We start from the raw sequence: 26,983 nt of genomic DNA on the forward strand, positions 1-26,983 counted from the left end.
GCGGACAAGTCAGCAAACAAACATAGAAAGAAAAGCGTGCTGAATACTGCAAACATCTTACTTACAGATTTATACTTCTTCTGCCAAATTATTAAGACTTGTCGCTTCCTAGCGGAAGCAGGTCAAGCTTAACATTGTTCCTGACAATGTTATGCACTTCCTCCCTCTGTGGAGGTCGTATCCAAAAGTTTTTGCTTGGCGACCATAGAGAGTTGGAACCACCTGATCCCATGCCGAACTCAGAAGTGAAACGACTCATCGCCGATGGTAGTGTGGGGCTTCCCCATGTGAGAGTAGGTCATCGCCAAGCGCTTAACACCAAAGCCCTAGCAGCAATGCTAGGGCTTTTTTGTTACTTGTTCGAAAAGCTAATACCATATTACTTGGGCTCTCGCTGATATTACTCCTGCAATATCTAGCACTTCCACCATCCCTGGTGGTCGTACCACGGGCACTTCCGCTGGGCGTGTGATAAATTTGTCTGGAGTAAATTTGGTTGGACTTTGGCCCGCCTGAAGGCTTAGTGACAGGATGTCGTGCATCATTATAGGTCATACCCTATGGGGCAGACTGTCGCCATACCCTAAAGGGCACGTGAGCGCTTATACCAAAACCCCAGGCGATGGTTGGGTTTTTTTTTATGCCTTTTCGAAAAGCTAATATCATATTACTTGGGCTCTCGCTGATATTACTCCTGGTAATATCTAGCACTTCCACCATCCCTGGTGGTCGTGTGACAAAGTTGCGTCGAGTAAATTTGGTTGGACTTTGGCCCGCCTGAAGGGTGAGCGACAGGATGTCGTGCATCATTATAGGTCATACGCAAGGGGGCAGACTCTCGCCATACCCTAAAGTGCACGTGAGAGCTTATACCAAAACCCCAGCCGAAAGGTTGGGTTTTTTTATGCCTGTAATTTATTACAGTTTGTCATTTTAAGCTTATATCAGTTAATTGTGCTTCTAGATAAAGAATTGTAACGGATAGATTATTGATTTTTATGCTATATTTAGACTTTATCTAAATGAGGGGTTATGTCCATGAGTATTTCCATTTTTGATCTTTGGTTAGCTATTATATTGAGTGGTTTATTTGCTTGGATTGCAAGCGCAATAATTCACATGGTTATTAAGTATCACAATTCTGACTATAAGCGGTTGAGTGATGAGAATGCTGTCTCAGACTCTTTATCAAAGTCTGCAGATAAGGCCGGTCTTTATACATTGCCTCATTGCGCAGATTTTAATGAAATGAATGATCCTGCAGTTCAGGCAAGATTTAAAAAAGGTCCAGTTGCGATTGTTACTATTTTTGAAAAGGGTTTACCTCCGATGGGGAAGCTTTTATCTCTTCAATTTTTGTATTTTGTTATTGGTAGTTTCTTGATAGGTTATATTGGTACGATTGGGTTAGCTCCTGGTGCAACTACGTTAGAGATATTTAAATTACTTTTTGTTACTGGCTTTATTTGTTATGGATGGGCCTCTATCCCTTATAGTATTTGGTTTGGCCATCCCTGGCTTGTCACTATCAAGTACCTTATCGACTCGGTTATTTACTCTGTTGTAACTGCTGCGACTTTTTGCTGGTTTTGGCCTTAAGTAATTATATCCCTTTCAAATGAACATCCTATCGCGTGAATTATGGGAAGAATAAAGGAAGTTATAACCACTTTACTCCTACTTAGTCTTGTGGCCTGTTCAGATCCATTTTTAATGCCGGTGGATGATCAAAGGGTTGCCTCAGAAGATGGAAGTGTGTGTAAAAAAAGCGCGCCTTTCAAGACAGAAAGATATGTTGGCTATTCTTATGCGACCGGTGGCTCATGTAACCTATGGAAAGGACGGCTTTATAATGATAGTAATTACACCATTAAATGTGACAATTTTATAGGTGGAGTGAAAGCTAACTCTTTATATGCTTTGAGCAAGGAGATTACAGAAGTTAAAAATATAGGTTTTATGTTCGGGGATTTAAGTTTTGTATGTGCGGAGTGGGAGCTAGAACCGTATGTTAAGAGTCATTTTTTACAAGAGGGTTATCAGTTGCTCATAAAAATGTCACAGGGTATCCACTATATCGCTCTTAAAAATACAGGCTCTGAAGGCAAGCATTGTTTGATTACTAATGAACATCAAAGTCTGATCTATGATGTAGCTGTTGCAGCAGGTGAACATTCAAGCTGGCTTAAAGCTCCCGACACAGATTATTTTACGCGGTGCAGCGAGTTATCCCTTTAATTGAAACCAATAATATACTTTTTTTATGTCACATATTCTTAATTCTTTACGTCTATTTAAAAAAGGATAAAGTGGAATTATTTTGTCATTTCATCAGAACTGTTCTAAAAAGGTCATTAAAAGGGCTCAGAGTGGTGATAAATTTGCTTTAACGCAAATCTATCACTGCTATAAGCAACCGATCTTTAATTTGGCATTTCAGATGTTAAGAGATGAACATAGAGCTAATGATGTGCTACAAACAGTGATGCTGAAGATGATCGATAGTATCGTATCTCTATCTGATAGTAATAAACTGAATGGTTGGATGAAGCGAGTCTGTTATAACTCGATTATTGACATTATAAGGGCAAATCAGCGCTTTGATACTGTATCTGATGATGTTGTATTTGACTATTCCGCGAAAGAGTCCCTATCCATTATCAATAGCGATCACTGGGACTTAGAATATTATCTTGACGTTCTAGACGAGCGGGAAAGGCTTGTTGTTTGGCTTTACGCTGTTGAAGGCTATAGCCATAAAGAATTATCTAAAAAAATTGGCATTACAGAGCAAAACTCCCGTGTGATTTATAGTAGAGCCATGAGGTCTTTGAAACAATTGGTTAGAGAGCAAGAGGTAACGAATAGTAGAGCAGGTGCCAGAAATGAGTGAGCATACAGAGCAACAACTTAGAAGTACGTTAAAGTCGGAGCTATCAAGTTCTAATATTTATCAACCTAGCTCTGAACAGGATGCTATTTTTCAAGAAAACTTAGCTCGCTTGTCTAATAATGGCTCAACTAAAACTTCTAGAGTTAAGCACCCTTGGTATATCGCAGTCATGCTTTTGATAGTTATTGGTTTTGCAGCGATCATTGGTCAAAATTATATCGGTACAAGTCAAGTTAGTAATAGCGACATTAGCTCCAATAATGAAATGTCCATACCTGAGCTTATAGCGGCTTCTAATCACTTAGAGATAGAGATAGCAAATATAGAGTCTAACCATAATAATCCATTGCACCATATTGAAATTTTGAAAGTTCGAGAAGATATTGTCGAGTTAGATAAAGCGATTAACCAACTTTACCAGTCAGGTCTTACGTCTCCAAATGATGATATTCAGGCGCTGTGGCATAAAAGACTAGAATTGGCGAGATACCTTAAAGGTCTTTATACAAATCAGTATGTTATGGCTAGGATCTAGTATGAAAAAAAGCTTTTTACTTTTCGTTTTTATATCACTACACGTGCTTAACGCTCAAGCGTCTGAGTTATCAAATCCAAAAAGCCAGGCATTGCTGGCTGATATTCGCATGGATATTAACGACTCTCTGTCTCGTGTTATGGATATTGAACGCAGTGATTGGACTGTGTTACTTAGAAAGCCTGAGGATAGTTATATTTCACTAGGAATTATTCTTGAGCCATCTTCTAAAACTGTCCTTTCTGTATCATCCCATGGACTCGGTTCTACCTTAGATCTAAAGGTCGGGGATATACTTTATAGCATGTCGATAAATGGAACTTCCTACAAAAATAATCTTCAAGAGCTTAAAGCCAGTGGAGGTGACAAAGTCACTGCTTTAGTAAAAAGGGGGGATAAAGAAATTGAGCTTGATACAATTATTCGTCATGAAGTTACGCCGCATTGGCAGTTATTCGCTAGCCCTCATAACAGTTTTCTCGATGCTGAAAATAATCAGATAAAGACTCAACAGTTACAGTCTGCAGCTTCAATTAGCATTTTGAAAAAACTGCAAGGCCGTATTAATTCAATGCTCAGTGATATCCAACGCTTAGAAGCTGAGTCCGATAACCCCGACTTTCATTTAGATTTATCTCAGCGAACTAAGCATGAGACTCGCTTCGGAGTCACTATTGACCGCACTACTAGCCAGGTCATACGGGTGGATGAAGGTAGTAATGCCGATTCGCTAAAGCTTCAGCCAGGAGATTTGATAAAAAATATCAAGGTCAATGGCAAAAGCGTGAAAAATGTTTCCCAATTAACCCTTATCGATGGCGACAATCTAGATGTTAGTGTTGAGCGAGACGGCCAGTTGATAAGCTTAACAACACAAGCTAAATCGAATGCGCTACCTGCGTGGAGGTTTTTGGTTGAAAGAGACCCTGAATATCCTGACTCTGCATGTGGTGTTGTTACGTTATTACTAACGCCCCGTATATCTGAGGACATTTACAATGTCGAGGCAAGCCAGCTTGACGGAGATAACATTATCTCCAGCAAAGTAATTTTTAAATTAAAGGCTGGTTCTCATTCCTTTAAACTGTATGACAAGATTCCGTCAGATAAGGTAGTTTCAGACTTCCGAAAGCGTAGATCTTATAAAATTGGTAAAACATTTGTAGTTAATGTTGAACCTAATAAAAGATACTATTTGGCTTCGAAATTTGATCGTACTAAACGTTGGAAAACGCGAAATGGTGAATACTGGGAGCCGATGGTCTGGAAAGTAGAAGACTACGAGTGCTCCTTAGACTAAGAGCACTCTTTATTAATAGCCGTAGTTTTCTAGAAGCTCTCTATGCAAGAAATGCTTTTGCTGTGTCGATAATTTTATTCTTAGAGAATAAAAAATGTCGCTTTTTCCCACCCACCTGTTGCCATAAAACTGCGCTTCTAATAGCTGACAGGAGCAGGGCACGAATTTTTGACTGGTTGCCCGCCTGCTGTAAGTACTGGCTACTACCGGTCACTTGAATTTTTGTTGGGTAAGTTGAAATAGTATCTTTATAAATATGCGCTAGCTGCTCAATCAGATCGTGATCGATTTTTTCTTGATACTCATAAAGTCGATTTGCTTGGCTTACTCTAGATGCCATCACCTGTTTCATATTAGAGTCTGCTAAAAATCGTTTTTGTAAACTAATTACTGAAACTAAGTAGCGACTCAAATCGGCATCTGTGCGAGGGCCTGACAATAGATCAATTAAGGTTTGAAAGCCAGTATTTAGATATTTATGGCTTCCATATACAGCCTCGGTGCTATCCGCTTCTGTTTTTAAGATGCTAACAAGCATGGTTTCCATATCGACAGGATCGGTTTGGCCGGTTCTTGATATGTCTTTTACGCAGTTGATAGCCTGACAAACCCCCGCCAACGCTATTACTGAGTCTGAAAAATTATAGTGAGTCATATTATTTCTGTGTGCTTTCTATTATGCCGCCACCTAGGCAAATATCACCGTCGTAAAAAACGACAGATTGACCAGGGGTGACAGCTCGTTGTTTTTCGTTAAATGTAACCAGCCACTCGTCATCTCCTTGACGGCTAACTGTACAGCTAACGTCTGCTTGACGGTAGCGAGTCTTAGCTGTGCAGCTGAATGTATCAGCTGGAGCTTCTCTTGCTACCCAGTCTAGTTGCTTTGCTGTTAGCGACTTACTCATTAAAAGCGGGTGCTCGTGACCTTGAGCTACGATAAGGACATTTCTTTCTAAATCCTTTTTAGCCGCAAACCATGGTTCTTCCGGCGCATCCTTCAAGCCTCCAATGCCCAAGCCTTTGCGCTGTCCTAGTGTGTGGTACATAAGTCCATTATGTCGTCCAATCATTTCACCTTCTGGAGTTTCGATATCTCCTGGCTGGGCAGGCAAATACTGTTGTAGGAAGTCGGTAAATTTGCGCTCACCAATGAAGCAAATTCCAGTACTATCTTTTTTCTCAGCAGTGACTAAACCTTGCTCTTCAGCGATTCGTCTTACTTCTGGTTTTTCTAACTCCCCAACTGGGAATAGTGTGCGTCCAATCTCTTCATGACCAACCGCGTAGAGGAAGTAAGACTGATCTTTGTTGTTATCTACGCCGCGCAAAAGAGTCGCTTTGCCATCTTTTTGACCACGACGTACATAGTGTCCAGTGGCGATATAATCGGCACCAAGTAATTTAGCGTAATCAAGAAATGCTTTAAATTTGATTTCTTTATTACACATAATATCAGGGTTTGGTGTGCGCCCAGCTTTATACTCAGCCAAAAAGTGCTCAAACACATTATCCCAGTACTCGGCAGCAAAGTTTATGGTGCGCAGCTTAATATCAAGTTTATCGCAAACAGCCTGAGCGTCGGCTAAGTCCTCAGCCGCAGAGCAATACTCGGTATCATCATCTTCTTCCCAGTTCTTCATAAACAAGCCTTCAACTTGATAGCCTTGTTGTTTAAGAAGGTATGCAGAGACTGAGGAGTCAACGCCACCAGACATGCCGACGATGACTTTGGTGTCTTGGGGGGCTTTATCGTGTCTATTCATAATATTTATAGCTGGTCGTACAGAAAGTTTAAGCTTTGCTGCTGTAATAAATCTTCATCACCGCTGTAATGCAGGGCGTTTAAAGGGAAGCGGTAGCCATTCAAGTAGTCTTGTAAGCACTTGACGATTAAGCCACTTCTATGGGCATTAATGCACTCGGTAATTTCTTGCAAGTCCATCCAGTGCGCGGCGATAATATCGGGGTCTTGTGGCTCAGTTTCAAGGTTTCCATTAATAGAACCAGTAAAACAAAAGCGTTGGTAGTAGTTCCCGTTACTGGCGGGGTTTAAAGTGTAGATTCCCACCAAGCCTTCTGGTTCAAAGTCTAGCCCAGTTTCTTCTTTGACTTCTCGAATGATCGCTTGCTCAATGCTTTCGTCTGGATCAAGGTGTCCAGCGGGTTGGTTAAACGCAATTCCGCCGTTTGAAGTATGTTCTTCAACCATTAAGAATTTGCCCTGTGATTCAATCACAGCTGCAACAGTGACATGGATTGGAAGCATATTGAAACCCTGATTCGAATAATCGCGTATCATAGCTTATTTGTGGCTTTTACTGAACCTTTTACCGCCTTTAAACTTCGCAGAATGATGCCTTTGGCTCTTCGGACTCTCGACTTCAATGACCTGATATTCGCCTGGACTAAGATCGTCCAGTGACCATGGACCTATTTGGGCTCGTATTAAGCGCAGAGTAGGGAAGCCAATCGCCGCTGTCATGCGACGAACCTGCCTGTTTTTACCTTCCCTGATGGTCAATTTTAGCCAAGTGTCAGGTACGTTTTTGCGTTCCCTCACAGGAGGGTTGCGTGGCCATACGCTAGGAGCTTGCATGATTTCAGCTTTTGCCGGTTTGGTTTTGTACTTTTGAATCGTTACACCGTGGCGAAGAGGCTCTAAATCGTCATCGGTAGGTGCACCTTCTACTTGGACCCAGTAAGTTTTCGCCATTTTATTTTTGGGATTAGCGATTTGGTGCTGGAGCTGGCCATCATCGGTTAGCAGTAGTAAGCCTTCGGAATCTTTATCCAATCGCCCAGCTGGGTAGACTTTCGGAATATCAATATAGTCAGCCAACGTAGAATCGCCTGGCTCTCCAGTAAACTGGCACAAAGTATTGAAGGGTTTATTGAAAAGTACAAGCTGACTCATGCAGTGATTAATAAATGTACGATTTGAATATGATGAACTATTGTAACGGACTATAGAAACAGTTTCATGGAAATCAGAAATAAAGATGCAGTATTGGGAATGCAGGATTTATTGTTTTCGCGTATAATGTCGCGCACTTCATTCATAAAGACATGGCCAAGGTCGATATGGCGTGTCGAAAAATCTGTTTGGATTGCAAAGACTCTTAGGAAACTGTATGACAACATCAAAGATTATCTATACTCACACTGATGAAGCGCCAGCTTTGGCGACTAAGTCTTTCTTACCTATTATTGAAGCATTTACAAAGGCTGCCGGTATCAGTGTCGAAACTAGCGACATTTCATTAGCTGGCCGTGTGATTGCGAGCTTCCCAGAATATCTTAAGGAAGAGCAGCGTATTCCTGATGCGTTAGCGCAATTAGGCGAAATGGTGAAAAAGCCAGACGCTAACATCATCAAGTTACCGAACATTAGTGCTTCTATCCCACAGCTTAAAGCGACTATTAAAGAGTTGCAGGGTAAGGGTTATGCACTTCCAGATTACCCAGACAGCCCTTCGACTGATGAAGAGCGCGATATTCGTAGCCGTTACGACAAGATCAAAGGCAGTGCTGTAAACCCAGTATTGCGTGAAGGTAACTCAGATCGTCGTGCGCCGAAGGCGGTTAAAAACTTTGCAAAAAAGAACCCGCACAAGATGGGGGCTTGGTCGAAAGATTCTAAATCACACGTTGCAAGCATGACTTCTGGCGATTTCCGCTCGACGGAAAAATCGACTACTTTAGACGCTGCAACTGAAGTGAAAATTGAGTTTGTTGATGACAATGGCGACATTACTGAATTAAAGCCTGCTTTCCCATTATTAGCTGGCGAAGTTATTGACTCTTCTGTCATGAGCAAAAAAGCTTTGATGGACTTCTTGGCAGAGCAGGTCGCTGAAGCTAAAGAGCAAGACGTCTTGTTCTCATTGCACATGAAAGCGACCATGATGAAGGTCTCAGACCCTATTATTTTTGGTCATGCCGTTAAAGTATTCTTTAAAGATGTTTTCGCAAAGCACGCTCCTGCTTTAGAGCAAGCTGGCGTTAATGTTAATAACGGTTTTGGCAATTTAATCAGTAACTTAGATAAGATACCTCAAGATACACGTGAAGCCATCGAAGCAGATATTAAAGCAGTTTATGAGCAAAACCCTGAACTTGCGATGGTTGATTCAGATAACGGCATCACGAACTTACACGTTCCAAGTGATGTGATCATTGATGCTTCTATGCCTGCAATGATTCGTAACTCAGGTCAAATGTGGGGCCCAGATGGCAACCCTAAAGATACCAAAGCGGTAATCCCTGATAGCAGCTATTCTGGTGTTTATAAAGCGACTATCGATTTCTGTAAAGAGCACGGTGCTTTCGACCCAACAACAATGGGTACTGTTCCTAACGTTGGCTTGATGGCGCAAAAAGCAGAAGAGTATGGTTCACACGATAAGACCTTTGAAATTCCTGCTAATGGTTCGGTTCGAGTTGTTGATGCGAATGGCACAACATTGCTAGAGCACAAAGTAGAAGAAGGCGATATCTGGAGAATGTGCCAGGTTAAAGATGCCCCAATTCAAGACTGGGTGAAACTGGCGGTTAACCGCGCTCGTTTATCAGACACTCCTGCTGTATTCTGGCTAGACAAAGATCGCGCTCACGATGCAGAGTTAATCAAGAAAGTTGAAACTTACTTGAAAGATCACGATACAGACGGCTTAGAGCTACACATCATGTCGCCAATTGAAGCGACTGAGTTTACTTTAAAGCGCGTAAAAGAGGGTAAAGATACGATTTCTGTTACGGGTAACGTACTTCGTGATTACCTAACAGATTTGTTCCCAATCTTAGAGTTAGGAACAAGTGCGAAAATGCTATCGATCGTGCCGTTAATGAATGGTGGCGGCTTGTTTGAAACAGGCGCTGGCGGTTCTGCGCCTAAGCACGTTCAGCAGTTCATGAAAGAAAACCACTTACGTTGGGATTCGCTTGGTGAGTTTCTTGCGTTAGGTGTGTCGCTTGAACACATGTATGAAAAGAATGGCAACGAAAAAGCTAAAGTTTTAGCCGAAGCATTAGATGTAGCGACTGAAGCGTTATTGCTTAACGGTAAATCTCCATCGCGTAAAGTGAACGAGCTTGATAACCGTGGTAGCCACTTCTATTTAGCAATGTATTGGGCACAAGAGCTTGCTAAGCAAGACGCAGATGCAGAGCTTAAGGCACACTTTGGCAAGCTTGCTGAAGAGCTTTCTAGCAATGAACAAACCATTGTTGACGAACTGAATAAAGTTCAAGGCCAAGCTATGGACATCGGTGGTTATTACTTTACTGATGAAAAGCTTGCAGCTGATGCTATGCGTCCAAGTGCAACTTTAAATAAAGCACTTGAGCTAATTAGCTAATTCAGACTGTTCTGATTGAAGGCGCCGAAAGGCGCCTTTTTTTGTGGCAAGAACAATTATCCTAAGAAACTCTTAAGTGCTTATAAAGTTGGTTAGTACAAAGATGTACTTTTGTACTTGATTAATTATACTGGTGTTTTTTTGGACTAATCGTTGATAGGCATGATGATTGATTTACGAAGTGATACGGTAACCCAGCCGACAGAGGCCATGCGTAAGGTTATGGCGAAGGCATCTGTTGGAGATGATGTGTTTCAGGACGATCCGACCATTAATAAGCTCGAAGAAAAGATGGCTGAGATGTCGGGGAAGGCTGACGCGTTATTTGTGCCTTCTGGAACTATGTCGAATTTAGTAGCTCTTTTAGCTCACTGTCAACGAGGTGAAGAGTATATCGTTGGTCAAGATTATCATACTTATCTGTATGAAGCGGGCGGTGCGCCGGTTTTAGGCAGCGTGGTGCCGCAACCGATATCAGTCGAGCCCGATGGTAGTTTGGATTTAGGCAAAGTCGAGTCGGTTATTAAAAAGGATGACTATCATTTCGCTAGAACTAAGCTGCTGTGTCTTGAAAATACTCATAACGGTAAGGTGATATCGCTTGAGTACATGAAAAAAGCGTATGACTTTGCACAATCAAAAGGACTTGGGCTACATTTAGACGGTGCCAGGGCCTTTAACGCGACGGTTGCATTGGGCTGTGAACTCAAAGATTTGGCGCAGTATTCCGACTCAATATCAATATGCTTATCTAAAGGTCTAGGAGCTCCAGTAGGCTCAGTCTTATGTGGCGATAAAGATACAATCAAGTGGGCGCGTCGTTGGAGAAAGATGGTCGGTGGCGGTATGCGTCAAGCGGGCGTTTTAGCCGCAGCTGGTATTTATGCGCTGGATCATCATGTAGATCGTTTAGCTAAAGACCATGCTAAAGCAAAAGTGTTAGCCGAGCGCTTGTCTCAGTTTGACGAGCTAGATGTGAAGCCAGAATTAGTGCAGACGAATATGGTTTTTATAAAAACGAAATTAGAAACAGCGCAACAGCTTGCGGACTTTCTAACAGAGAAGGGGATTATTATTATTCCGAGCGAATCCATGCGTTGGGTTATGCATCTTGACGTTTCTAGCGATCAGTTAGACTTTGTCTGCCAGCAAGTTAAATCATTTTTTAATTCACGCCGTTAGAACTATCTAAATGCATCATTTTTGCACCTAGCGTTAAGTAGCGTAATTGCATAATGGTGCGTTGTTTTAAGGCTTCTCTCTCAGAAGCCTCTAAATCTAGTGAGTCGGCACCAGCATTGAAAACAAGAGTAACCAAGCCTTCTGCTAGGGTATAAGCCTCTAGAGGGCTATAATCCGCCTCTTGGGCCAAGTAATCACTTAATTCTTCTTTAAAATGACGAATTTCTCGAGCGACGGCATCTCTAAAGGCTGGCGATATTCCTGTTCTTTCACGCAACAACAATCTGAAAATATTAGGGTTTGTTTCCACAAACTCCATAAACGTATCGACAGAGGTTTGAATCACGCTACCTTTTTTCTCAATACGGCTACGGGCTTTACGCATCAGTTCACGCAGGGTAATGCCGGACTCATCGACTAAGGTTAGGCCTAAAGCTTCCATATCGTCGAAGTGGCGATAAAAAGAGGTCGGGGCGATGCCAGCCTCACGTGCAACTTCTCGAAGACTCATCATTGAAAAGCTTTGATCAGCAGACAGGTGCGCGAGCGCGGCCTGAATTATGGCCTGTCGGGTTTTTTCTTTCTGTAACGCACGTGTGCCTAGCATTGTGTCAAATCTTTATAGTTGTAATATCCTCCTAGTATAGAAAACAATACCTTAAGTGTACAGTTGTACGCTGAATTGCAATTGACTAATTCAGAAGTTATACTGTGCTCAGATTTAAGCGTACATGTGTACGCTGTTTTAAAGAGGTATATAAATGTCAGAAGCACAAGTCCACGAACAACAGCCACAAAAAAAAGGGCGTTACATTTGGACTAACATATTATTTTTTGGTATCAGTTTTCTAATTGCTGCCACCGTCGTGCCATGGTACGGCTTCGAGTACGGATTTCATTGGTCTACTTGGCTATGGGCAGTAGGTCTGTGGCTATTCTCAAGCACCTCAATTTCAATGGGTTATCACCGACTATGGTCACACCGAGCTTTTGAGGCTAACGGCTTTTTGCGCGGAATATTGGCCTTTGGTGGTTGCTTAGCGTTGCAAAACAGTGCGTTGCATTGGTCATCTGATCACCGCATCCACCACAAGCATGTGGATCATGATGAAAAAGACCCCTATTCAGCGAGTTTAGGTTTTTGGCATTCACATATCGGTTGGATTCTAAAGCGTCGTAATGAAACACGTTATGATGAGCAGTATGCTCGTTGTCCTGATTTAAAGCGCGACCCGATTGTCATGTTCCAGCATAAGTACTACTGGTTATTAAGCGTTGGCGCGAATGTATTGATTCCAGCAATCCTAGGTTTAGCTTACGGCTTATTCTGGGAAATGATGTTGGTAGCTGGTGTGTTCCGCTTAGTATGGTCACATCACTTAACGTTTTTCATAAACTCGTTAGCGCACATCTGGGGTTCACGTCCTTATACCGAAGAAAACTCTGCTCGTGATAACTTTATTTTAGCAGTGTTGACTGGTGGTGAGGGCTATCACAATTACCATCATAAATTCCAGTCTGACTACCGTAATGGCATCAGCTGGTGGCATTTTGACCCTTCAAAATGGTGGATTAAAGCGCTGAGCTGGATTGGTGTGACTAAGAATCTTAAAGTGGTAAGTAACGAGAAAATTGAAAAGGCTCGTGCTGAAACTTTATTATTAAGAGCAAAGCAAAAAGCCGCTCTTATGCCTAATGCGGAAGAGATCTTGCAAAAATTACATCACGAATATGATCAACTTGTTACGCACATTTCTGAGTTCTACGAAGCTAAGAAAGTGTGGCTTGAGTCTAAAAAAGCAGACTTGGCGCATGAAATAGCTGAAGAGAAAGCTCATTTGATTGAAAACTACGAACAGTTCAAGCTGAAGCTAGAAGAGCAAAAGCTAAACTGGATGAAGTTAGCTAAGCAGTACGCTTAATCAGAGTTTTAGAATAATAAGTGTTAATAAAAAGCCCAGCTATTGCTGGGCTTTTTGATTTAGAGGTCAGTACAGTTACTGATCTAAATACTTCTCTGCATCTAGAGCAGCCATACAGCCTGTACCGGCTGAAGTCACTGCTTGACGATAGACATTATCAGAAACGTCACCTGCAGCAAACACACCTTCGACGGATGTCGCAGTAGCGTTACCTTGTAAGCCACTCTTAACCTGGATGTAGCCATCTTTCATTTCTAACTGACCTTTGAAGATATCCGTGTTTGGCTTATGACCGATAGCAATGAAGACACCTTGTACTTCGAGTTCTTCAATGGAGTCGTCCTGCGTGCTTTTCATGCGAAGACCTGTAACACCCATCTCATCACCAGTAACTTCTTCAAGCGTGCGGTGCCAGTGTAAGACGACATTACCATTTTTAGCTTTTTCGAATAGCTTGTCCTGAAGGATTTTCTCCGAGCGAAGTTCGTCACGACGGTGGATAAGGTGAACCTCACTAGCGATATTCGAAAGGTATAGTGCTTCTTCGACTGCCGTATTACCACCGCCTACAACAGCGACTTTTTGCTGTTTATAGAAGAATCCATCGCATGTTGCACAAGCGGAAACACCTTTACCCATAAAGGCTTCTTCAGACGGTAAGCCCAAGTATTTTGCGGAAGCGCCAGTACAGATAATCAGCGCATCACAAGTGTAAGTGCCACTATCGCCTTTCAGCGTAAATGGTTTGTTTTTTAGATCGACCTCATTGATGTGATCAAAGATCATCTCTGTACCAAAGCGCTCTGCGTGCTTTTGCATACGGATCATAAGGTCTGGACCTTGAACACCTTCGTTATCACCAGGCCAATTATCGACGTCTGTGGTGGTGGTTAATTGTCCACCTTGTTGAAGACCTGTGATGATGGCTGGCTCTAAGTTTGCTCGAGCGGCATAAACAGCGGCGCTATAACCGGCTGGGCCTGAGCCTAGAATTAAACATTTAATATGGCGAGTGTCGCTCATTGATCAAATTCTCCGAAGTTCTTTAGTTTTTCCTACAGTTTGTGCCTAAATTGTAGGTATTTGTAAGCAATAAATAAACCTTTAATTGATTACCATAGTCTATGGAGTCATAGAGCCCTAACTTCAAGTAATAAAAGGTGTTTATGTGTCAGTTAATGCGTATTCGCATTGCGAGTAATGCAAATACGGGTTACTCTAAATCTACATTCATCATTTGTATAAATTATGAACACAGAAAGAGACAGCAATCATCAGGATAGTGAAAAGGACATTGATCAGGTGATTCAACAGGTTGCCAGCGATATCTGTTTGTATGGCCTAGATGCGGAAAAAGTTAAAGAAATCTGGCTCGATGCATTATTGCGTCAAGTTGCTGATAATGAACTGGAAAGACAGGCTCATTAACTATTTTATTAGGTTAGCAGGCTGATTGCTGTTTAGCAGAGTACTCCGCCGACTTTTTGATAATTTCCTGTAAAATGTCAGTATCCACATCGGCAAGCTTATTGATATATAAGCAAGCTTTACTGGTTTTATGCTTACCAAGACGTTCAAATAATTCAGGGAATTGATGAATCCCAGCCATTACGTACAAGGTTAAGTTTTGCTTTCTCGGGGAAAAACCAACAAGGAAAATATCACCTTCGTGACCACTTGCATATTTATAGTGATATTCTCCGAACCCAACCATGCTATCGCCCCACATTTTAGCTTCAAACCCTGTTTGTTGTTGCATCATTTCTAATAGTTCGAAGGAATCTTTTCTTTTTTGCTCAGGTTCAACTTGATTTAAGAACTCAATAACAGATTTTCCAGTTGGTTGAGTTTTGTTCTCTTTTTTAGCCATAGTTTTGTCCTTGTGAAGAAGGGGAGAGTGCCTGCTTTATTAAGTCCAGCATAGCGCTAGCATTTTTATAGTCGACGGGTATCTGGGTTAAAGTATTGTTATTCTGCAAAGTTAGTGAAGGAAAGCCATTAGCGGATAGCTCTTTATAGAGCTGAATTTGGTTTTGTAGTTCTTGTTCAGTTTCAGAAGATATTATATCGTCATGAAAAGCGTCTAAGTCTAGTCCTAACTCCTCGGCTAACTGTATATGCGTGCTAGTGTCCGAAGGGTTAAGGGCTCGTAAATAGTATGCGCGCTGCAATCCATCAATCATTGCGATTTCTTTTCCTTGGTTCGAAGCGGCGATAACAGCCCTGCACGCAGGGTAGGTCGAGCGACGAGGAGTGCATTGTTGCCAAAAATCAAAGTTAAACGTCGTGCCCAGAAGATTGTGTATGCGTTTCCAATATTGTTGTAAAGTATCCTGTAGCTCTTGGGGCATAGGAACGTCGCTATCGGGAGCTAATCCACCTAAAACATACTGAGTTTCAAGCTTAGTTCCAAACTCCAGTTTTAATTGTTGTTGGAGTTGACTCCATGTCGGGGTAAAACCCCAGCACCAACTGCACATAGGGTCATGAAAATAAAAGAGTTTTGTGGTCATAGCTAAATCGTAAAAGTTACATGAATTTATAAAATAATACTTTACATCCCGTCAGTATATAGTATTCTAAGCCGGCTGGTTAAAATAACAGCTATTACGAAAGATACATATGTTCGATGCTACACCAAAGTTCGCTAAAGAATCACTTCTTTGACTTGCTTAATTCGTACCCTCGCTATTTGTTATCTAAGTTAGTGCCGTTTTTATCTCAGTAACACCTGCGTAAGTAACCCATAAGGGGTTTACAGCGCAAACATTAATTTTAAGCAAATTAGCTTTGGAGAAATAACATGTCAAAAGTAACTGGTACAGTTAAGTGGTTCAACGAGTCAAAAGGTTTTGGTTTCATCGAGCAAGAAGCAGGCGAAGACGTATTTGTACACTTCCGCGCTATTCAAGGTGACGGTTTCAAAACTTTAGCAGAAGGCCAACAAGTTGAGTTCGAAATCGAGCAAGGCCCTAAAGGCGCTCAAGCTGCTAACGTTACTAAAGTATAATTATACTTTAAGCGTTTTATAAAAAAGCCGCTCAATTGAGCGGCTTTTTTGATCCTGCTTTTCTCTTATTTCTTGCTACTAGAACTAATATATAATCCCTTCATGGCTTTTCTTTATTTCTTCAAATAACACCTAGAACTTTCAGATACCCATCAATCCTTTTGTATCGGTTTTGTATGAATTTAGTATCAATCTGTACAAAATGAATGCCTGACACAGATATATATTTATTTATGATTAATCTAGGAGGTGTGTTGTCGGTGAGTTTTTGCCTGCCACGACACAAGATTATTCGGTTTCTGTGCGACATACAGTTTTAGGGGGAGTGTATGAATAAATTGCAATTTTATAAATCATTAGGGGTAGTTGGACTTTTTGTCGCTACCAGTATGAACTTGACGGTGCATGCCGCTGAAGATAATAGTTCAAGCCAAGCATCAGTGGCTAAAACGCAGATCTCGCAGCAGGTCGATAACGCGCTGACAAAGCAACAAGTTGTCTATGACTATGATGAGATGCTGAGCTTTGATGTGCAAGAATACCTTGCAGAAAATGCTCCGCATCTCGCGGATAAAGCAGAAATCATTTCACACTACGCGGGTTATTCATCAATAAGCCCTAAGCTATTAATTGCTTTAATGGAGCAGGAAAGTGGCTTAATTAGTTCATCGAAAGCTAGCAGCAACACAGCAAGACCATTTGGCATTCTTTCTAGCAAAGCAGGCTTTAGAGAGCAAGTTGAAGATATTAGCTCAAGACTTGCGATGGAGTTCTATAAAGGGCATTCCTACGCGCAAACAGGCGTCAACGAGAAGCAAACTACAGATCTTGACGCTGTAAAAGCTATCAAAGCAATTTTGGCACCTAAGTACAGTTCTAATGCCGATAGTGCTATGAAGTTCTCTCAAACCGCGCATGCTAAAGCAGTAATATCCGTAGGACAAACCTACAACAAATTATTTGGCGATGCCGATTCTAAGGTCAAGTCGAACTCTGAGACCCAGCAAAAGATCTCAAATATTGATGATTATTTTCAACTACCTTACTTGGTTGGTGAAACCTGGCGAAATGGTGGAACCCATACAAACAATGGTAGTGGTAGCTACCCTCAGTCGTCGCTAGACTTTAATGATGGCGGTCGCTGGGGTGATAACCTAAGACATATTTGGGTAACGGCAGCAGCGCCAGGAACGGTGAAATACCATTCATCATGCTTTATGGAAGTTATTCACGAAAGTGGCTGGTCTACAACCTATTATCACTTAGAAAACATCCAGTATGGCACCAATGCTACGGTTGATCGTAATACACGAATCGCTAATTATGCCGATACGAGAGGCCAAGCCTTGTGTAATGGTGGGCAATCCACAGGCCCACATTTACATTTCTCGCTCAAGAAAAATGGCCAATATTACCACTTAGATGGCGTTAAATTGTCCGGTTATAAAGTTGATGCAGGTCGCAATAGTTATGACAGTGATTGTAACTATTTTTGGTTAGAGCGTAATGGACAACGTTATTGCGCTTGGACTAATGTATACAACTATGGTGTTTCTGATGAGCCACCAGGTGGTGGTGATACCTACACAGGTTACTTAGATCATGGGGCGCAGGCTTTTGAACCTGATGGCAGCTATTTCTACTATAACGGCGGTACTATTGATCTATCCTTAACAGGCCCGTCTAACGTTGATTTTGACTTAGCCTTGTGGAAATGGATTAATGGTCGCTGGTACTCAGTTGCTGCGTCTACCACACCATATTCATCTGAAAGTATTAATTATCAGGCTGGTGCTGCTTATTACACCGTAAGGGTCAACTCTTACAGCGGGTCAGGTAATTACAGCTTAACAATTGATAAGTAATTTCAAGCAACTCTCAGTAAGTGTTTAAGCCGCTCCTAGGAGCGGCTTTTTTAATTGCTTAGAGTATGTTGAGTTCATTCTGTCTGGGCAGCCCAGATAAAATAAGTTAACCTATCCGCAAAAATTAAAGGAATTCTACATTATGAAAATTGCATACCATGCGGATGATGCCCTTGATGCACAGTTAATTTCAGATCTGCTAAATAACGGTGGTATCTTTGCGCAAGTTAGAGGAGCTGGAATGCAGGGCGCGGTCGGAGAGGCCGCTGCTATGGGAAACGTTAATGTTTGGGTAAAGGATGAAGACCTAGCTGAAGCAAAAGTTATTATTGAAAACTGGGGTAACGCATCGTTTGTCGATGAAGAGGATGCAGAGTTGTTTAAGGATGACGATGAGTTTTCTGTTCCGCAACAACAAGATCCAAGTCACTCAAGTAACACGGTACTCAGTGCCAGCATGTTTTTGATATTTCTGCTCCTTGTTTTAGCTGCTTTCTTAAAGATGTAAAAAAAGCCGCTTAAGAGCGGCTTTTTTTATAACACGATTATTATAAGGTTCTTATTATAAAGTATCGTAGCTGATTTCTAATGCGTCTTTAGGATCGACATAGTCGTAGCCTAAGTTATCGGCAACAGAGCGTTCAGTTACTTGGCCCTTATAGACGTTTAAGCCATTTAATAGGTGTGGATCGCTAGCTAGCGCTTCACGGTAACCTTTGTTTGCAATTTGAATAATGTATGGAAGCGTTACGTTATTCAAAGCAAAGGTTGAGGTGCGTGGAACCGCGCCAGGCATGTTAGCTACACAGTAGTGTACAACGTCATGCTTAATGAAGGTTGGCTCAGCGTGCGTAGTGGCTTTTGATGTCGCAAAACAACCACCTTGGTCAATAGCAACATCCACAAGTACCGCGCCAGGCTTCATTTTCTTTACCATTTCTTCGGTTACTAATTTAGGTGCTGCCGCGCCTGGGATTAGGACGCCACCGATAACCAAGTCTGCAGTTATTACTTCACTTTCTAAAGACTCTTGGCTTGAGAATAAAGTTTCAACACGTGAACCAAATTCTGCGTTTACACGACGTAAAGCGTCAACGCTTCGATCTAAGACGACAACACGAGCGCCTAAACCCACAGCCATACGAATAGCGTTACTACCAACCATACCTGCGCCAATCACGACACATTTTGCTGGTGATACGCCTGGTACGCCACCAAGTAACATGCCTAAACCACCACGTGATTTTTCTAAGCATTGAGCACCAGCTTGGATCGACATACGACCAGCCACTTCTGACATAGGTGCTAATAATGGCAAGCCACCATTTCTGCCTGTCACTGTTTCATAGGCAATACAAACGGCGCCAGATTTTACTAAGTCCTCAGTTTGAGGCTGATCCGGAGCAAGGTGTAAATAGGTAAATAAGATTTGGTCTTTACGCAGGAGCTTTCGCTCTTCCGCCAAAGGTTCTTTAACCTTAACGATCATATCTGCCTGGGCAAATACTTCTTCAGGGGTATCTAAAATGGTTGCACCAGCTTCGATGTAGTCTTCATCGGTAAAACCGATACCAGCACCAGCATTTGTCTCAACAACCACTTGATGGCCATGGGCAATTACTTCACGAACACTACCAGGAACCATGCCAGCACGGTATTCATGGTTTTTGATTTCTTTAGGTACACCGATCAACATAATATAGCTCCAAATTGACGGTTAAGTTGAACCCTTTTTGGGGGCGGTAAAAATCGCTATTATAGTGTTGTTTATACAGTTTTATTTGCTAAAGTTTGCCATTTCGTAGTATAAATAACTATATTTTCTCGAAAAATAACAGAAAAATTCTATGAAAGTTAAAAGTGGTAGTAAGCAAATTCTTGATCGAATCGACCATAGAATTCTTATGGAATTGCAGGCAAACGGTCGGATCTCGAACGTGGAGCTTGCTAAGCTTGTCGGCTTAAGCGCAACACCCTGTCTCGAAAGAGTTAAACGGCTAGAAAAAGACGGCTTTATCGAGGGTTATTCTGCGAAACTAAACCCCAAGAAATTATCTTTCTCTCTATTGGTCTTTGCTGAAATTAGACTGATCAATACTTCGCCTCATATGTTTACTGAGTTTAAAGAGGCGGTTTCTAAAATTCCAGAAATACTCGAGTGTCACTTGGTATCAGGGGATTTCGATTACCTACTCAAAGCGCGGGTTGGTGATATGCAGGCATACCGAACGCTATTAGGCGAAACCCTTTTAACATTGCCTGGGGTAAGAGCCTCGCGTTCTTACATGGTGATGGAGGAGGTTAAAGAAACCAGCGTGTTGCCGATTTCTACAAAAAACTCTAGTGATTAAGTATTTAAAGGATTTGTTTAACTATTGGCGTTTTTGCATTAACCTGCTTGAGATAGCTGAAACTTCGACTAGAATGGTAGCAGAGATAAATTAGGATATTACTTTGAGCACAACTAAAACAAAACAAGCTGCAACAAAAAAGAAAGATATTCAGTTAGATTCAAGAGCAATTCTTCGTAAAAGACTTAGTGAGGGCGGAATGATTATTCTCGTCACTATTGCTCTGTTTCTATTATTGGCTTTGTTGAGCTATAACCCTAACGATCCTGGTTCCTTTACTAATGGTAACGGCGACCCTGTGCGTAATGCTGCAGGTAAGGGCGGGGCATGGTTTGCGGACTTCTTCTTGCACCTATTTGGTTATCTCGCTTATTTAATACCACTTGTCGTGGCTTATTTCGGCTATTTGGTTTACAGCGAGCGCAGAGAAGAAGCGAGTCACCCAAAGAGTTTTTGGATCATTAAGAGCATCGGACTGGTAATCGCTATCATTGCTGGAGCCGGTTTGTTATATCAACACTTTGCTGATCGCTGTGTCGCTGGTTTAGAAGTTTGCCTACAGCAAATAGAGATCGTCTACTTTTCAGGCGGTATATTAGGTAAAGCCATCGTCAGCGCTATAATTGGTTCATTGGGGATTTATGGTACTACCTTAATCCTTTTGGCTTTGTTCTTGTCCGGCGTTACGCTATTTACGGGTATATCATGGTTAAAAATAATGGATTCAGTCGGTAGCTGGACCCTCAATAGTATTTCGAGATTTAAGGAATGGTACGCCAGTTTTAAAGAGAAAAGACAAGAAGAAAAAGACGTCAAGCAGGTTGTGGTTAAGCGCAAAGAAGCGATTAAACAGGACAAAACTAAGCGCGAAAAACGCAAGCCTGTCAAAATTGAACCTAAGGTAGCCTCTGTACCACCGAGTGCTAAAGTGGAAAAAAAGACACGCCAAAAGCCATTGTTCGAGGGCGCTGGCGAAGGTCCATTCCCGCGTATGGAATTGCTCGACGAGCCTGAACCACCAAAAAATCATTACTCTGAAGAATCGCTTGAGGCGATGTCCCGTTTAGTAGAATTAAAGTTAAAAGACTTCAATGTGGATGCTGAGGTAATGGAAGTTCACCCAGGCCCTGTGATTACACGATTTGAACTAGAGTTAGCGCCTGGCGTAAAGGTCAGCAAGATTTCTAACTTAGCCAAAGACTTAGCCCGTTCATTGTCAACTATCTCGGTTCGTGTGGTCGAGGTTATCCCAGGAAAAACTTACGTTGGGATCGAAATACCCAACGAAACGCGTGAAATTGTACGCTTGCGTGAAGTTCTTGCTTGTGACGAGTTTGAAAAGTCAAAGTCACCACTCAGCATGGCTTTAGGTAAAGATATTGCCGGTAATCCGGTGGTGGTTAACATGGCTAAAATGCCACACTTATTAGTCGCCGGTACGACGGGCTCGGGTAAGTCGGTCGGTGTCAACGCCATGATTATTAGTATGCTTTATAAGTCGCCTCCTGAAGACTTGCGCATGATCATGATTGATCCCAAGATGCTAGAGCTTAGCGTATATGAGGGGATTCCTCATCTTTTGTGCGAGGTGGTGACTGACATGAAAGACGCCGCAAATGCACTACGATGGTCGGTCGGTGAAATGGAGCGACGTTATCGCTTGATGTCTGCCCTAGGCGTTCGTAATTTAGCGGGTTATAACAAAAAAGTTAAAGACGCCATTAAAGCAGGCGAGCCCATTAAAGATCCATTATGGCAACCAACGGACGGCCTTGAAGAAGAGCCTCCAATTTTAGATAAGTTGCCTTCGATTGTAATCGTCATCGACGAGTTAGCCGATATGATGATGATTGTTGGTAAAAAAGTTGAAGAGTTGATCGCTCGTATTGCACAAAAGGCTCGCGCTGCAGGGATTCACTTAATCCTAGCAACCCAGAGACCATCTGTGGACGTTATTACCGGTCTTATCAAAGCAAATATTCCATCTCGAATTGGATTCCAAGTATCGTCCAAAATCGATTCAAGAACAGTGCTCGACCAAACAGGTGCGGAGCAGTTGCTCGGTATGGGGGATATGTTATACCTACCTGGTGGTAGCAATATTCCGACACGTGTGCACGGTGCTTTTGTGGATGACGATGAAGTTCACCGTGTTGTGGAAGACTGGAAACAGCGGGGCGAACCTGATTACATCGAAGAAGTGATTAGTGGCACTAGCGAAGTGCCTGTGCCTGGAATTCCTGGCATGGAAGGCGAAGATAGCGAGCAAGATGAACTGTTTGACCAAGCGGTTGCCATTGTCACCGAAAGTCGTCGTGCCTCAATTTCTGGAATCCAGCGTCGTTTGAAAATTGGCTATAACCGTGCCGCTAGAATGGTTGAAGCGATGGAAGCTGCTGGTATTGTGTCAGAGATGGGGAGCAATGGGGCTAGAGAAGTGTTGGCACCGCCCCCACCAAAAGATGACCTATGAGCTAACTTATTCGTTAATACGGCGTTATAAAATAATTAAATTTTGCTCATTTAGTTCACTAAACTCCGCAATTTAATTATTTGATGCCTTGTCTTAACATCACCGTTAACGCTCAAAGTCTTAGTATAGTAATATTAAGGTTGTAACCATTAACGCCGAATGGTTTTTATAATAGGCGTGTTTTATAAGCCAACAGTGTCGTGAGCTCATAAGTAAGGTCATTCTGAGCCGTGAGTACAAATCCCCCTGCTGGAACTCAGAAGCTTCCTCCAGTTGTAAATAGGTTCGCTTATTAAGTCATTATTCAGCCTTGGGGCTGTATAACAGTAAACAATTAAAAGCCTTTTGTAAGGGTAAACTATGAAATTTTTATTTGAACAGTCGCTGCGTATTTTGACTCTTGGCTTTAGTTTGCTGTTTGCAAGCTTAAGTGTACAGGCCGATGCAGCGCATAAATTACAAGAAAAACTCGACAATATCAGTAGTTATAAAGCGACTTTCACGCAAGAAATACGAGATGAATTTAACATCGTTTTGGATTCCTCGAACGGTTACTTTGAATTACAACGTCCAAAACAGTTTCGTTGGGTGGTGAAAGATCCTTATGAGCAGGAGATTGTCGCTGATGGAGTGAATTTGTGGCAGTTCGACCGTGATATTGAACAGATTAATGTATCGGGTCTAGGTGCTAGCTTAGACACGACACCTGCCGCTATTTTGACCAAAGACAAGGTCGATATCGTCGATGATTATAATGTTGCTGAAATAGCTTCTGACACGCCCAGTACCTCAATCTTTCAGTTAAGCTCTAAAGCTGAAGATGCTTTGTTTGAAAGATTATTAATAGAGTTCAATGGTGATGATTTAGTCGCTTTACAGGTTAGTGATAACCTTGGTCAAAGTACTTCGATCGAGTTCTCAGATGTAGATTTAGAACCAGAGTTCGCTGATGACCACTTTACCTTTGTCGTACCACAAGGCGTCGATGTCATTGATAATCGCAAGGAAGTGGCGGACAATGCTGATAACTAATCAAGCAATGTTTATTAACGTCAATGAGCGAACAAAATCAACTGTTTGACGACTCACAAGTCTATGCACCTCTGGCCGATCGTATGCGTCCTCAACGTATTGAGGATTATGTCGGCCAAGAGCACCTTCTTTCGAAAGGCAAACCTCTATTTCAAGCAATAGAGGCTCAAAAGCCTTTTTCTATGATCTTCTGGGGGCCGCCCGGAACCGGTAAAACAACCTTGGCTCGTTTGATAGCGAACACTTCTAACGCGCATTTTATAACCATTTCGGCCGTATTGGCGGGCGTTAAGGATATTCGTGCTGCAGTTGAGGAAGCTAAGCAATACCAAGCACAAGGCAAGCAAACCTTACTGTTTGTCGATGAGGTTCACCGTTTTAATAAAGCGCAGCAAGATGCATTCTTACCCTATGTCGAAAACGGAACCGTGACTTTTATTGGCGCTACCACTGAGAACCCATCGTTTGAGCTAAACAACGCATTATTGTCTCGCGCTCGTGTTTTTGTCCTTAAAAATCTATCCAATGAAGCTTTAAAACAGTTACTAGACCGAGCGATAAGTGATAAAGAGCATGGTTTGGGTAATCTAAACCTGAGCATTGAGCTCGAGTCCGCAGACATTCTGATTCAAGCTGCTGACGGTGATGGCAGGCGTCTACTTAATATCCTTGAATTGTCCTCTGAACTCGCTTTAGCGGACAATGAGCTGGCGCCAAAGATTAATCATAAAATTCTTGAGGAAACGCTCACTCAATCTTTGCGCCGATTTGATAAAGGTGGTGAGCATTTTTATGATCAGATTTCCGCCTTACATAAGTCAGTTCGTGGTAGCGATCCTAACGCCGCGCTTTATTGGTATTGCCGTATGCTAGATGGCGGTTGCGATCCCTTGTACGTCGCGCGAAGAGTGGTGCGCATGGCGAGTGAAGATATTGGAAATGCTGATCCACGCGGTTTGACTCTGGCGCTCAATGCGTGGGATGTCCAAGAACGCTTAGGAAGCCCCGAAGGTGAATTAACCATTGCACAAGCCATTCTATATTTAGCCTGCGCTCCTAAAAGTAACGCAGTATATAACGCTTATAATCAGGCGCGAAAAGACGTTAGCAATGAACCAAGCTATGAGGTGCCGATGCATATTCGAAATGCTCCGACGAGTCTGATGAAAGATCTTGAGTATGGCACTGGCTATCGTTATGACCATAACGAACCGGATGCTTTTTCAGCGGGCCAAGAGTACTTCCCTGAGCAAAAACGCCCAGTTGATTATTATCAGCCAGTTCCAAGAGGTCTGGAAAAAAAGATTGCCGAAAAAATGGCTTGGCTACAGCAACGAACTGACGAAGCGCGGAGAAGGAGATAGCATGAACTGGTTTGTGATTGGTGCTATTGGTGCCGGTGGTGCACTTGGAGCCATTGCGCGCTTTAAAATTCGTGATTTGTCTGAATGGTTGTTTGGTGATTATTTTCTGTACGGAACCTTTATCGCTAATGTTATCGGCTGCTTTATGGCTGGGTTTTTGATCAGTTATTGGCAGAGTGGACAAGTCTCCATGACTTTAAAAGAGGGCGTTCTTATCGGTTTTTTAGGTGCTTTGACAACCTTCTCAAGCTTTTCTGTGGAAACCATGACACTCCTTCAACAGCAGTTTTGGCTCAAAGCTGGCGTAAATATTCTAGGAAATTTAGTACTTTGCTTGCTTTTCGTGTTTGTTGGCGCTTGGCTTGGTGGTAGAATGTCGAGCTAAATCTTGACTAAACTCATAAATTCTAATGCTTGATCCAAAATTATTACGTAATGACATTGAAGCTGTAGCAGCAAACCTTGCTAAACGTGGGTTTGAATTGGACGTTGCTACTTACCAAAAACTGGAAGGCGAGCGTAAAAAGCTCCAGGTAGACACTCAAGAATTACAAAATGAGCGTAACACACGCTCCAAGTCCATTGGACAAGCAAAAGCCCGTGGCGAAGATATTCAGCCTTTACTAGATCAAGTTGCCGACTTAGGCAAAAAGCTTGATAGCGCAAAAGAGCGCTTAAGCGAAGTGATGACTGAGCTGGATGATATGCTGGCCGGCATCCCTAATATTCTAGATGAGTCAGTGCCTTTTGGTAAAGACGAGGATGATAACGTTGAAGTTCGTCGCTGGGGCACGCCGAAAGAGTTTTCTTTTGAACCAAAGGATCACGTCGAAATTGGCGAAGGTCTTGGTGGTATCGATTTCGCTAGCGCGGCTAAGATTTCAGCGAGTCGCTTTGTGGTTAAGAAGGGGATTGTCGCTAAATTACATCGTGCATTAATCCAGTTCATGTTAGATCTTCATAGTAAAGAGCATGGCTACGAAGAGATTTACGTGCCTTACATGGTGAACGCTGAAAGTTTAACAGGCACTGGTCAGCTGCCTAAGTTTGAGGAAGATCTATTTAAAGCGCAGGGTAAAAATCAAGATGGTAAACAGCTTTATATGATTCCAACGGCTGAAGTCCCTGTCACAAACATGGTGCGTGATGAAATTGTAGAGGCTGATGCCTTACCGATGAAGTTTACGGCTCATACACCTTGCTTCAGAAGCGAAGCAGGATCTTACGGCCGTGACGTTCGTGGATTGATTCGTTTGCACCAGTTTGAAAAAGTCGAGCTGGTTAAAATGACTAAGCCAGATGATTCGATGCAAGCTTTAGAAGATTTGGTTGGCCATGCCGAAAAAGTATTACAGTTATTAGAGCTCCCTTATCGTGTCGTCAATCTGTGTTCAGGTGACATCGGTTTCGGCGCGACTAAGACTTATGACATTGAAGTGTGGTTGCCGAGCCAAAATACGTATCGCGAAATTTCTTCATGCAGTAATACTGGAGACTTCCAAGCGCGTCGGATGCAAGCTCGCTGGAGAAACCCTGAAACAGGCAAGCCAGAGCTTCTGCATACACTAAATGGCTCTGGTCTAGCGGTTGGTAGGACTCTCGTAGCAATTCTCGAAAATTATCAGAAAGAAGACGGTTCTATTGATATTCCTGAGGTTCTAAAGCCTTATTTAGATTAAAATAACAAGCTGCCTCG

The 26,983-nt window shown here is 42.3% G+C and carries 27 protein-coding genes and 1 rRNA gene; 19 read left to right on the forward strand and 9 right to left on the reverse strand.

The genetic code is table 11. The features are described 5' to 3' along the window. Nucleotides 1-194 precede the first annotated feature (194 nt). From rrf to ABD128_RS09215, 6 genes are all read left to right on the forward strand, one after another. Nucleotides 195-310 (forward strand): 5S ribosomal RNA (gene rrf / locus ABD128_RS09190). Between the two features lie 728 nt (nt 311-1,038). After that, entirely contained in the window at nt 1,039-1,599 is a 561-nt protein-coding gene (locus ABD128_RS09195) for a hypothetical protein (RefSeq protein WP_343989457.1), read from the forward strand. A gap of 42 nt (nt 1,600-1,641) precedes the next feature. Next, nucleotides 1,642-2,238 (forward strand): hypothetical protein, encoded by a 597-nt coding sequence (locus ABD128_RS09200; RefSeq protein ID WP_343989459.1) that lies wholly within the window; start codon nt 1,642-1,644, stop codon nt 2,236-2,238. An 82-nt stretch (nt 2,239-2,320) separates the two neighbouring features. Further along, a complete protein-coding gene (locus ABD128_RS09205; protein ID WP_343989461.1) occupies nt 2,321-2,893 on the forward strand; it encodes an RNA polymerase sigma factor in 573 nt (190 codons plus the stop codon). Then, complete coding sequence (locus ABD128_RS09210) at nt 2,886-3,428, forward strand: hypothetical protein (RefSeq protein ID WP_343989464.1); 543 nt, start codon at nt 2,886-2,888, stop codon at nt 3,426-3,428. Before ABD128_RS09205 ends, ABD128_RS09210 begins: the two co-directional genes overlap by 8 nt. 1 nt (nt 3,429) lies before the next feature. Beyond that, nucleotides 3,430-4,728, forward strand: coding sequence for a hypothetical protein (locus ABD128_RS09215; RefSeq protein ID WP_343989466.1), 1,299 nt, complete (start codon nt 3,430-3,432; stop codon nt 4,726-4,728). Nucleotides 4,729-4,768: 40 nt separating this feature from the next. On the opposite strand, the gene hflD is transcribed toward ABD128_RS09215, so the two are convergent. Genes hflD through ABD128_RS09235 form a run of 4 tightly spaced genes read right to left on the reverse strand, consistent with a single transcriptional unit; the run spans nt 4,769 to nt 7,645 of the window. Next, on the reverse strand, nt 4,769-5,383 hold the full coding sequence (hflD, locus tag ABD128_RS09220; protein WP_343989468.1) for a high frequency lysogenization protein HflD: 615 nt from the start codon (nt 5,381-5,383) through the stop codon (nt 4,769-4,771). Between the two features lies 1 nt (nt 5,384). After that, a complete protein-coding gene (gene mnmA, locus ABD128_RS09225; protein ID WP_343989470.1) occupies nt 5,385-6,494 on the reverse strand; it encodes a tRNA 2-thiouridine(34) synthase MnmA in 1,110 nt (369 codons plus the stop codon). 5 nt (nt 6,495-6,499) lie between these two features. Further along, nucleotides 6,500-6,997, reverse strand: a complete 498-nt coding sequence (locus tag ABD128_RS09230) for an NUDIX hydrolase (protein WP_343989472.1) — start codon at nt 6,995-6,997, stop codon at nt 6,500-6,502. 36 nt (nt 6,998-7,033) lie between these two features. Beyond that, a complete protein-coding gene (locus ABD128_RS09235; RefSeq protein WP_343989474.1) occupies nt 7,034-7,645 on the reverse strand; it encodes a pseudouridine synthase in 612 nt (203 codons plus the stop codon). A 217-nt stretch (nt 7,646-7,862) separates the two neighbouring features. Here ABD128_RS09235 and ABD128_RS09240 point away from each other — a divergent pair, with 217 nt between their 5' ends. Then, complete coding sequence (locus ABD128_RS09240) at nt 7,863-10,088, forward strand: NADP-dependent isocitrate dehydrogenase (RefSeq protein WP_343989476.1); 2,226 nt, start codon at nt 7,863-7,865, stop codon at nt 10,086-10,088. A gap of 165 nt (nt 10,089-10,253) precedes the next feature. After that, a complete protein-coding gene (ltaE, locus tag ABD128_RS09245) occupies nt 10,254-11,270 on the forward strand; it encodes a low-specificity L-threonine aldolase (RefSeq protein WP_343990470.1) in 1,017 nt (338 codons plus the stop codon). Here the strand turns inward: ltaE and fabR are convergent. Further along, nucleotides 11,254-11,877: an HTH-type transcriptional repressor FabR gene (fabR, locus tag ABD128_RS09250; protein WP_343989478.1), complete on the reverse strand. Its 624-nt coding sequence runs from the start codon at nt 11,875-11,877 to the stop codon at nt 11,254-11,256. The two genes, ltaE and fabR, sit on opposite strands and share 17 nt — an antisense overlap. A gap of 154 nt (nt 11,878-12,031) precedes the next feature. On the opposite strand from fabR, the gene ABD128_RS09255 reads away from it, so the two are divergent. After that, a complete protein-coding gene (locus ABD128_RS09255) occupies nt 12,032-13,192 on the forward strand; it encodes a fatty acid desaturase (RefSeq protein WP_343989480.1) in 1,161 nt (386 codons plus the stop codon). Nucleotides 13,193-13,267: 75 nt separating this feature from the next. On the opposite strand, the gene trxB is transcribed toward ABD128_RS09255, so the two are convergent. After that, nucleotides 13,268-14,215 (reverse strand): thioredoxin-disulfide reductase, encoded by a 948-nt coding sequence (trxB, locus tag ABD128_RS09260; RefSeq protein WP_343989482.1) that lies wholly within the window; start codon nt 14,213-14,215, stop codon nt 13,268-13,270. Nucleotides 14,216-14,440: 225 nt separating this feature from the next. Here trxB and ABD128_RS09265 point away from each other — a divergent pair, with 225 nt between their 5' ends. Beyond that, a complete protein-coding gene (locus ABD128_RS09265; protein ID WP_343989484.1) occupies nt 14,441-14,620 on the forward strand; it encodes a hypothetical protein in 180 nt (59 codons plus the stop codon). A 13-nt stretch (nt 14,621-14,633) separates the two neighbouring features. Here ABD128_RS09265 and ABD128_RS09270 read toward each other — a convergent pair whose 3' ends face one another. Together ABD128_RS09270 and ABD128_RS09275 are read right to left on the reverse strand one after the other, a co-directional pair. Further along, on the reverse strand, nt 14,634-15,062 hold the full coding sequence (locus ABD128_RS09270; protein ID WP_343989486.1) for a DUF1801 domain-containing protein: 429 nt from the start codon (nt 15,060-15,062) through the stop codon (nt 14,634-14,636). Continuing rightward, nucleotides 15,055-15,705: a DsbA family protein gene (locus ABD128_RS09275; protein ID WP_343989488.1), complete on the reverse strand. Its 651-nt coding sequence runs from the start codon at nt 15,703-15,705 to the stop codon at nt 15,055-15,057. Before ABD128_RS09275 ends, ABD128_RS09270 begins: the two co-directional genes overlap by 8 nt. Nucleotides 15,706-15,995: 290 nt before the next feature. Between ABD128_RS09275 and ABD128_RS09280 the strand changes: the two genes are divergently transcribed. From ABD128_RS09280 to ABD128_RS09290, 3 genes are all read left to right on the forward strand, one after another. Beyond that, entirely contained in the window at nt 15,996-16,202 is a 207-nt protein-coding gene (locus ABD128_RS09280) for a cold-shock protein (protein WP_110201784.1), read from the forward strand. 329 nt (nt 16,203-16,531) lie between these two features. After that, on the forward strand, nt 16,532-18,067 hold the full coding sequence (locus ABD128_RS09285) for a M23 family metallopeptidase (protein ID WP_343989491.1): 1,536 nt from the start codon (nt 16,532-16,534) through the stop codon (nt 18,065-18,067). Nucleotides 18,068-18,209: 142 nt separating this feature from the next. After that, a complete protein-coding gene (locus ABD128_RS09290; protein ID WP_343989493.1) occupies nt 18,210-18,575 on the forward strand; it encodes a putative signal transducing protein in 366 nt (121 codons plus the stop codon). Between the two features lie 54 nt (nt 18,576-18,629). On the opposite strand, the gene ald is transcribed toward ABD128_RS09290, so the two are convergent. Then, complete coding sequence (gene ald / locus ABD128_RS09295; protein ID WP_343989495.1) at nt 18,630-19,763, reverse strand: alanine dehydrogenase; 1,134 nt, start codon at nt 19,761-19,763, stop codon at nt 18,630-18,632. A gap of 151 nt (nt 19,764-19,914) precedes the next feature. On the opposite strand from ald, the gene lrp reads away from it, so the two are divergent. The 6 genes from lrp to serS all read left to right on the forward strand — a co-directional run bounded on the left by lrp (nt 19,915) and on the right by serS (nt 26,966). Next, the gene (lrp, locus tag ABD128_RS09300) at nt 19,915-20,418 is read left to right on the forward strand and encodes a leucine-responsive transcriptional regulator Lrp (protein ID WP_343989497.1); all 504 of its coding nucleotides are present in this window, start codon (nt 19,915-19,917) and stop codon (nt 20,416-20,418) included. Nucleotides 20,419-20,566: 148 nt separating this feature from the next. Then, a complete protein-coding gene (locus ABD128_RS09305; protein ID WP_343990473.1) occupies nt 20,567-22,891 on the forward strand; it encodes a DNA translocase FtsK in 2,325 nt (774 codons plus the stop codon). 360 nt (nt 22,892-23,251) lie between these two features. Next, the gene (gene lolA / locus ABD128_RS09310) at nt 23,252-23,923 is read left to right on the forward strand and encodes an outer membrane lipoprotein periplasmic chaperone LolA (RefSeq protein WP_343989499.1); all 672 of its coding nucleotides are present in this window, start codon (nt 23,252-23,254) and stop codon (nt 23,921-23,923) included. 23 nt (nt 23,924-23,946) lie between these two features. Beyond that, a complete protein-coding gene (locus ABD128_RS09315) occupies nt 23,947-25,287 on the forward strand; it encodes a replication-associated recombination protein A (RefSeq protein ID WP_343989501.1) in 1,341 nt (446 codons plus the stop codon). 1 nt (nt 25,288) lies between these two features. Beyond that, nucleotides 25,289-25,672 (forward strand): fluoride efflux transporter FluC, encoded by a 384-nt coding sequence (locus ABD128_RS09320; RefSeq protein WP_343989503.1) that lies wholly within the window; start codon nt 25,289-25,291, stop codon nt 25,670-25,672. A gap of 25 nt (nt 25,673-25,697) precedes the next feature. Then, nucleotides 25,698-26,966, forward strand: a complete 1,269-nt coding sequence (serS, locus tag ABD128_RS09325; RefSeq protein ID WP_343989505.1) for a serine--tRNA ligase — start codon at nt 25,698-25,700, stop codon at nt 26,964-26,966. Nucleotides 26,967-26,983: the final 17 nt, after the last annotated feature.

Origin of the sequence: Kangiella japonica (assembly GCF_039523535.1) — a bacterium.
Lineage (GTDB): Bacteria > Pseudomonadota > Gammaproteobacteria > Enterobacterales > Kangiellaceae > Kangiella > Kangiella japonica.

Excerpts from the sequence above, each read along its gene's own strand:
- ABD128_RS09235 (WP_343989474.1), bottom strand. The coding sequence starts at position 7,645 with ATGAGTCAGCTTGTACTTTTCAATAAACCCTTCAATACTTTGTGCCAG.
- ABD128_RS09210 (WP_343989464.1), top strand. The coding sequence starts at position 2,886 with ATGAGTGAGCATACAGAGCAACAACTTAGAAGTACGTTAAAGTCGGAG.
- mnmA (WP_343989470.1), bottom strand. The coding sequence starts at position 6,494 with ATGAATAGACACGATAAAGCCCCCCAAGACACCAAAGTCATCGTCGGC.
- ABD128_RS09315 (WP_343989501.1), top strand. The coding sequence starts at position 23,947 with ATGAGCGAACAAAATCAACTGTTTGACGACTCACAAGTCTATGCACCT.
- ABD128_RS09215 (WP_343989466.1), top strand. The coding sequence starts at position 3,430 with ATGAAAAAAAGCTTTTTACTTTTCGTTTTTATATCACTACACGTGCTT.
- hflD (WP_343989468.1), bottom strand. The coding sequence starts at position 5,383 with ATGACTCACTATAATTTTTCAGACTCAGTAATAGCGTTGGCGGGGGTT.
- ABD128_RS09285 (WP_343989491.1), top strand. The coding sequence starts at position 16,532 with ATGAATAAATTGCAATTTTATAAATCATTAGGGGTAGTTGGACTTTTT.
- ABD128_RS09265 (WP_343989484.1), top strand. The coding sequence starts at position 14,441 with ATGAACACAGAAAGAGACAGCAATCATCAGGATAGTGAAAAGGACATT.
- ABD128_RS09275 (WP_343989488.1), bottom strand. The coding sequence starts at position 15,705 with ATGACCACAAAACTCTTTTATTTTCATGACCCTATGTGCAGTTGGTGC.
- ABD128_RS09320 (WP_343989503.1), top strand. The coding sequence starts at position 25,289 with ATGAACTGGTTTGTGATTGGTGCTATTGGTGCCGGTGGTGCACTTGGA.
- ABD128_RS09270 (WP_343989486.1), bottom strand. The coding sequence starts at position 15,062 with ATGGCTAAAAAAGAGAACAAAACTCAACCAACTGGAAAATCTGTTATT.
- ABD128_RS09280 (WP_110201784.1), top strand. The coding sequence starts at position 15,996 with ATGTCAAAAGTAACTGGTACAGTTAAGTGGTTCAACGAGTCAAAAGGT.
- serS (WP_343989505.1), top strand. The coding sequence starts at position 25,698 with ATGCTTGATCCAAAATTATTACGTAATGACATTGAAGCTGTAGCAGCA.
- fabR (WP_343989478.1), bottom strand. The coding sequence starts at position 11,877 with ATGCTAGGCACACGTGCGTTACAGAAAGAAAAAACCCGACAGGCCATA.
- ABD128_RS09200 (WP_343989459.1), top strand. The coding sequence starts at position 1,642 with ATGGGAAGAATAAAGGAAGTTATAACCACTTTACTCCTACTTAGTCTT.
- ABD128_RS09255 (WP_343989480.1), top strand. The coding sequence starts at position 12,032 with ATGTCAGAAGCACAAGTCCACGAACAACAGCCACAAAAAAAAGGGCGT.
- ABD128_RS09240 (WP_343989476.1), top strand. The coding sequence starts at position 7,863 with ATGACAACATCAAAGATTATCTATACTCACACTGATGAAGCGCCAGCT.
- trxB (WP_343989482.1), bottom strand. The coding sequence starts at position 14,215 with ATGAGCGACACTCGCCATATTAAATGTTTAATTCTAGGCTCAGGCCCA.
- ltaE (WP_343990470.1), top strand. The coding sequence starts at position 10,254 with ATGATTGATTTACGAAGTGATACGGTAACCCAGCCGACAGAGGCCATG.
- ald (WP_343989495.1), bottom strand. The coding sequence starts at position 19,763 with ATGTTGATCGGTGTACCTAAAGAAATCAAAAACCATGAATACCGTGCT.
- ABD128_RS09230 (WP_343989472.1), bottom strand. The coding sequence starts at position 6,997 with ATGCTTCCAATCCATGTCACTGTTGCAGCTGTGATTGAATCACAGGGC.
- lolA (WP_343989499.1), top strand. The coding sequence starts at position 23,252 with ATGAAATTTTTATTTGAACAGTCGCTGCGTATTTTGACTCTTGGCTTT.
- ABD128_RS09195 (WP_343989457.1), top strand. The coding sequence starts at position 1,039 with ATGAGTATTTCCATTTTTGATCTTTGGTTAGCTATTATATTGAGTGGT.
- ABD128_RS09290 (WP_343989493.1), top strand. The coding sequence starts at position 18,210 with ATGAAAATTGCATACCATGCGGATGATGCCCTTGATGCACAGTTAATT.
- lrp (WP_343989497.1), top strand. The coding sequence starts at position 19,915 with ATGAAAGTTAAAAGTGGTAGTAAGCAAATTCTTGATCGAATCGACCAT.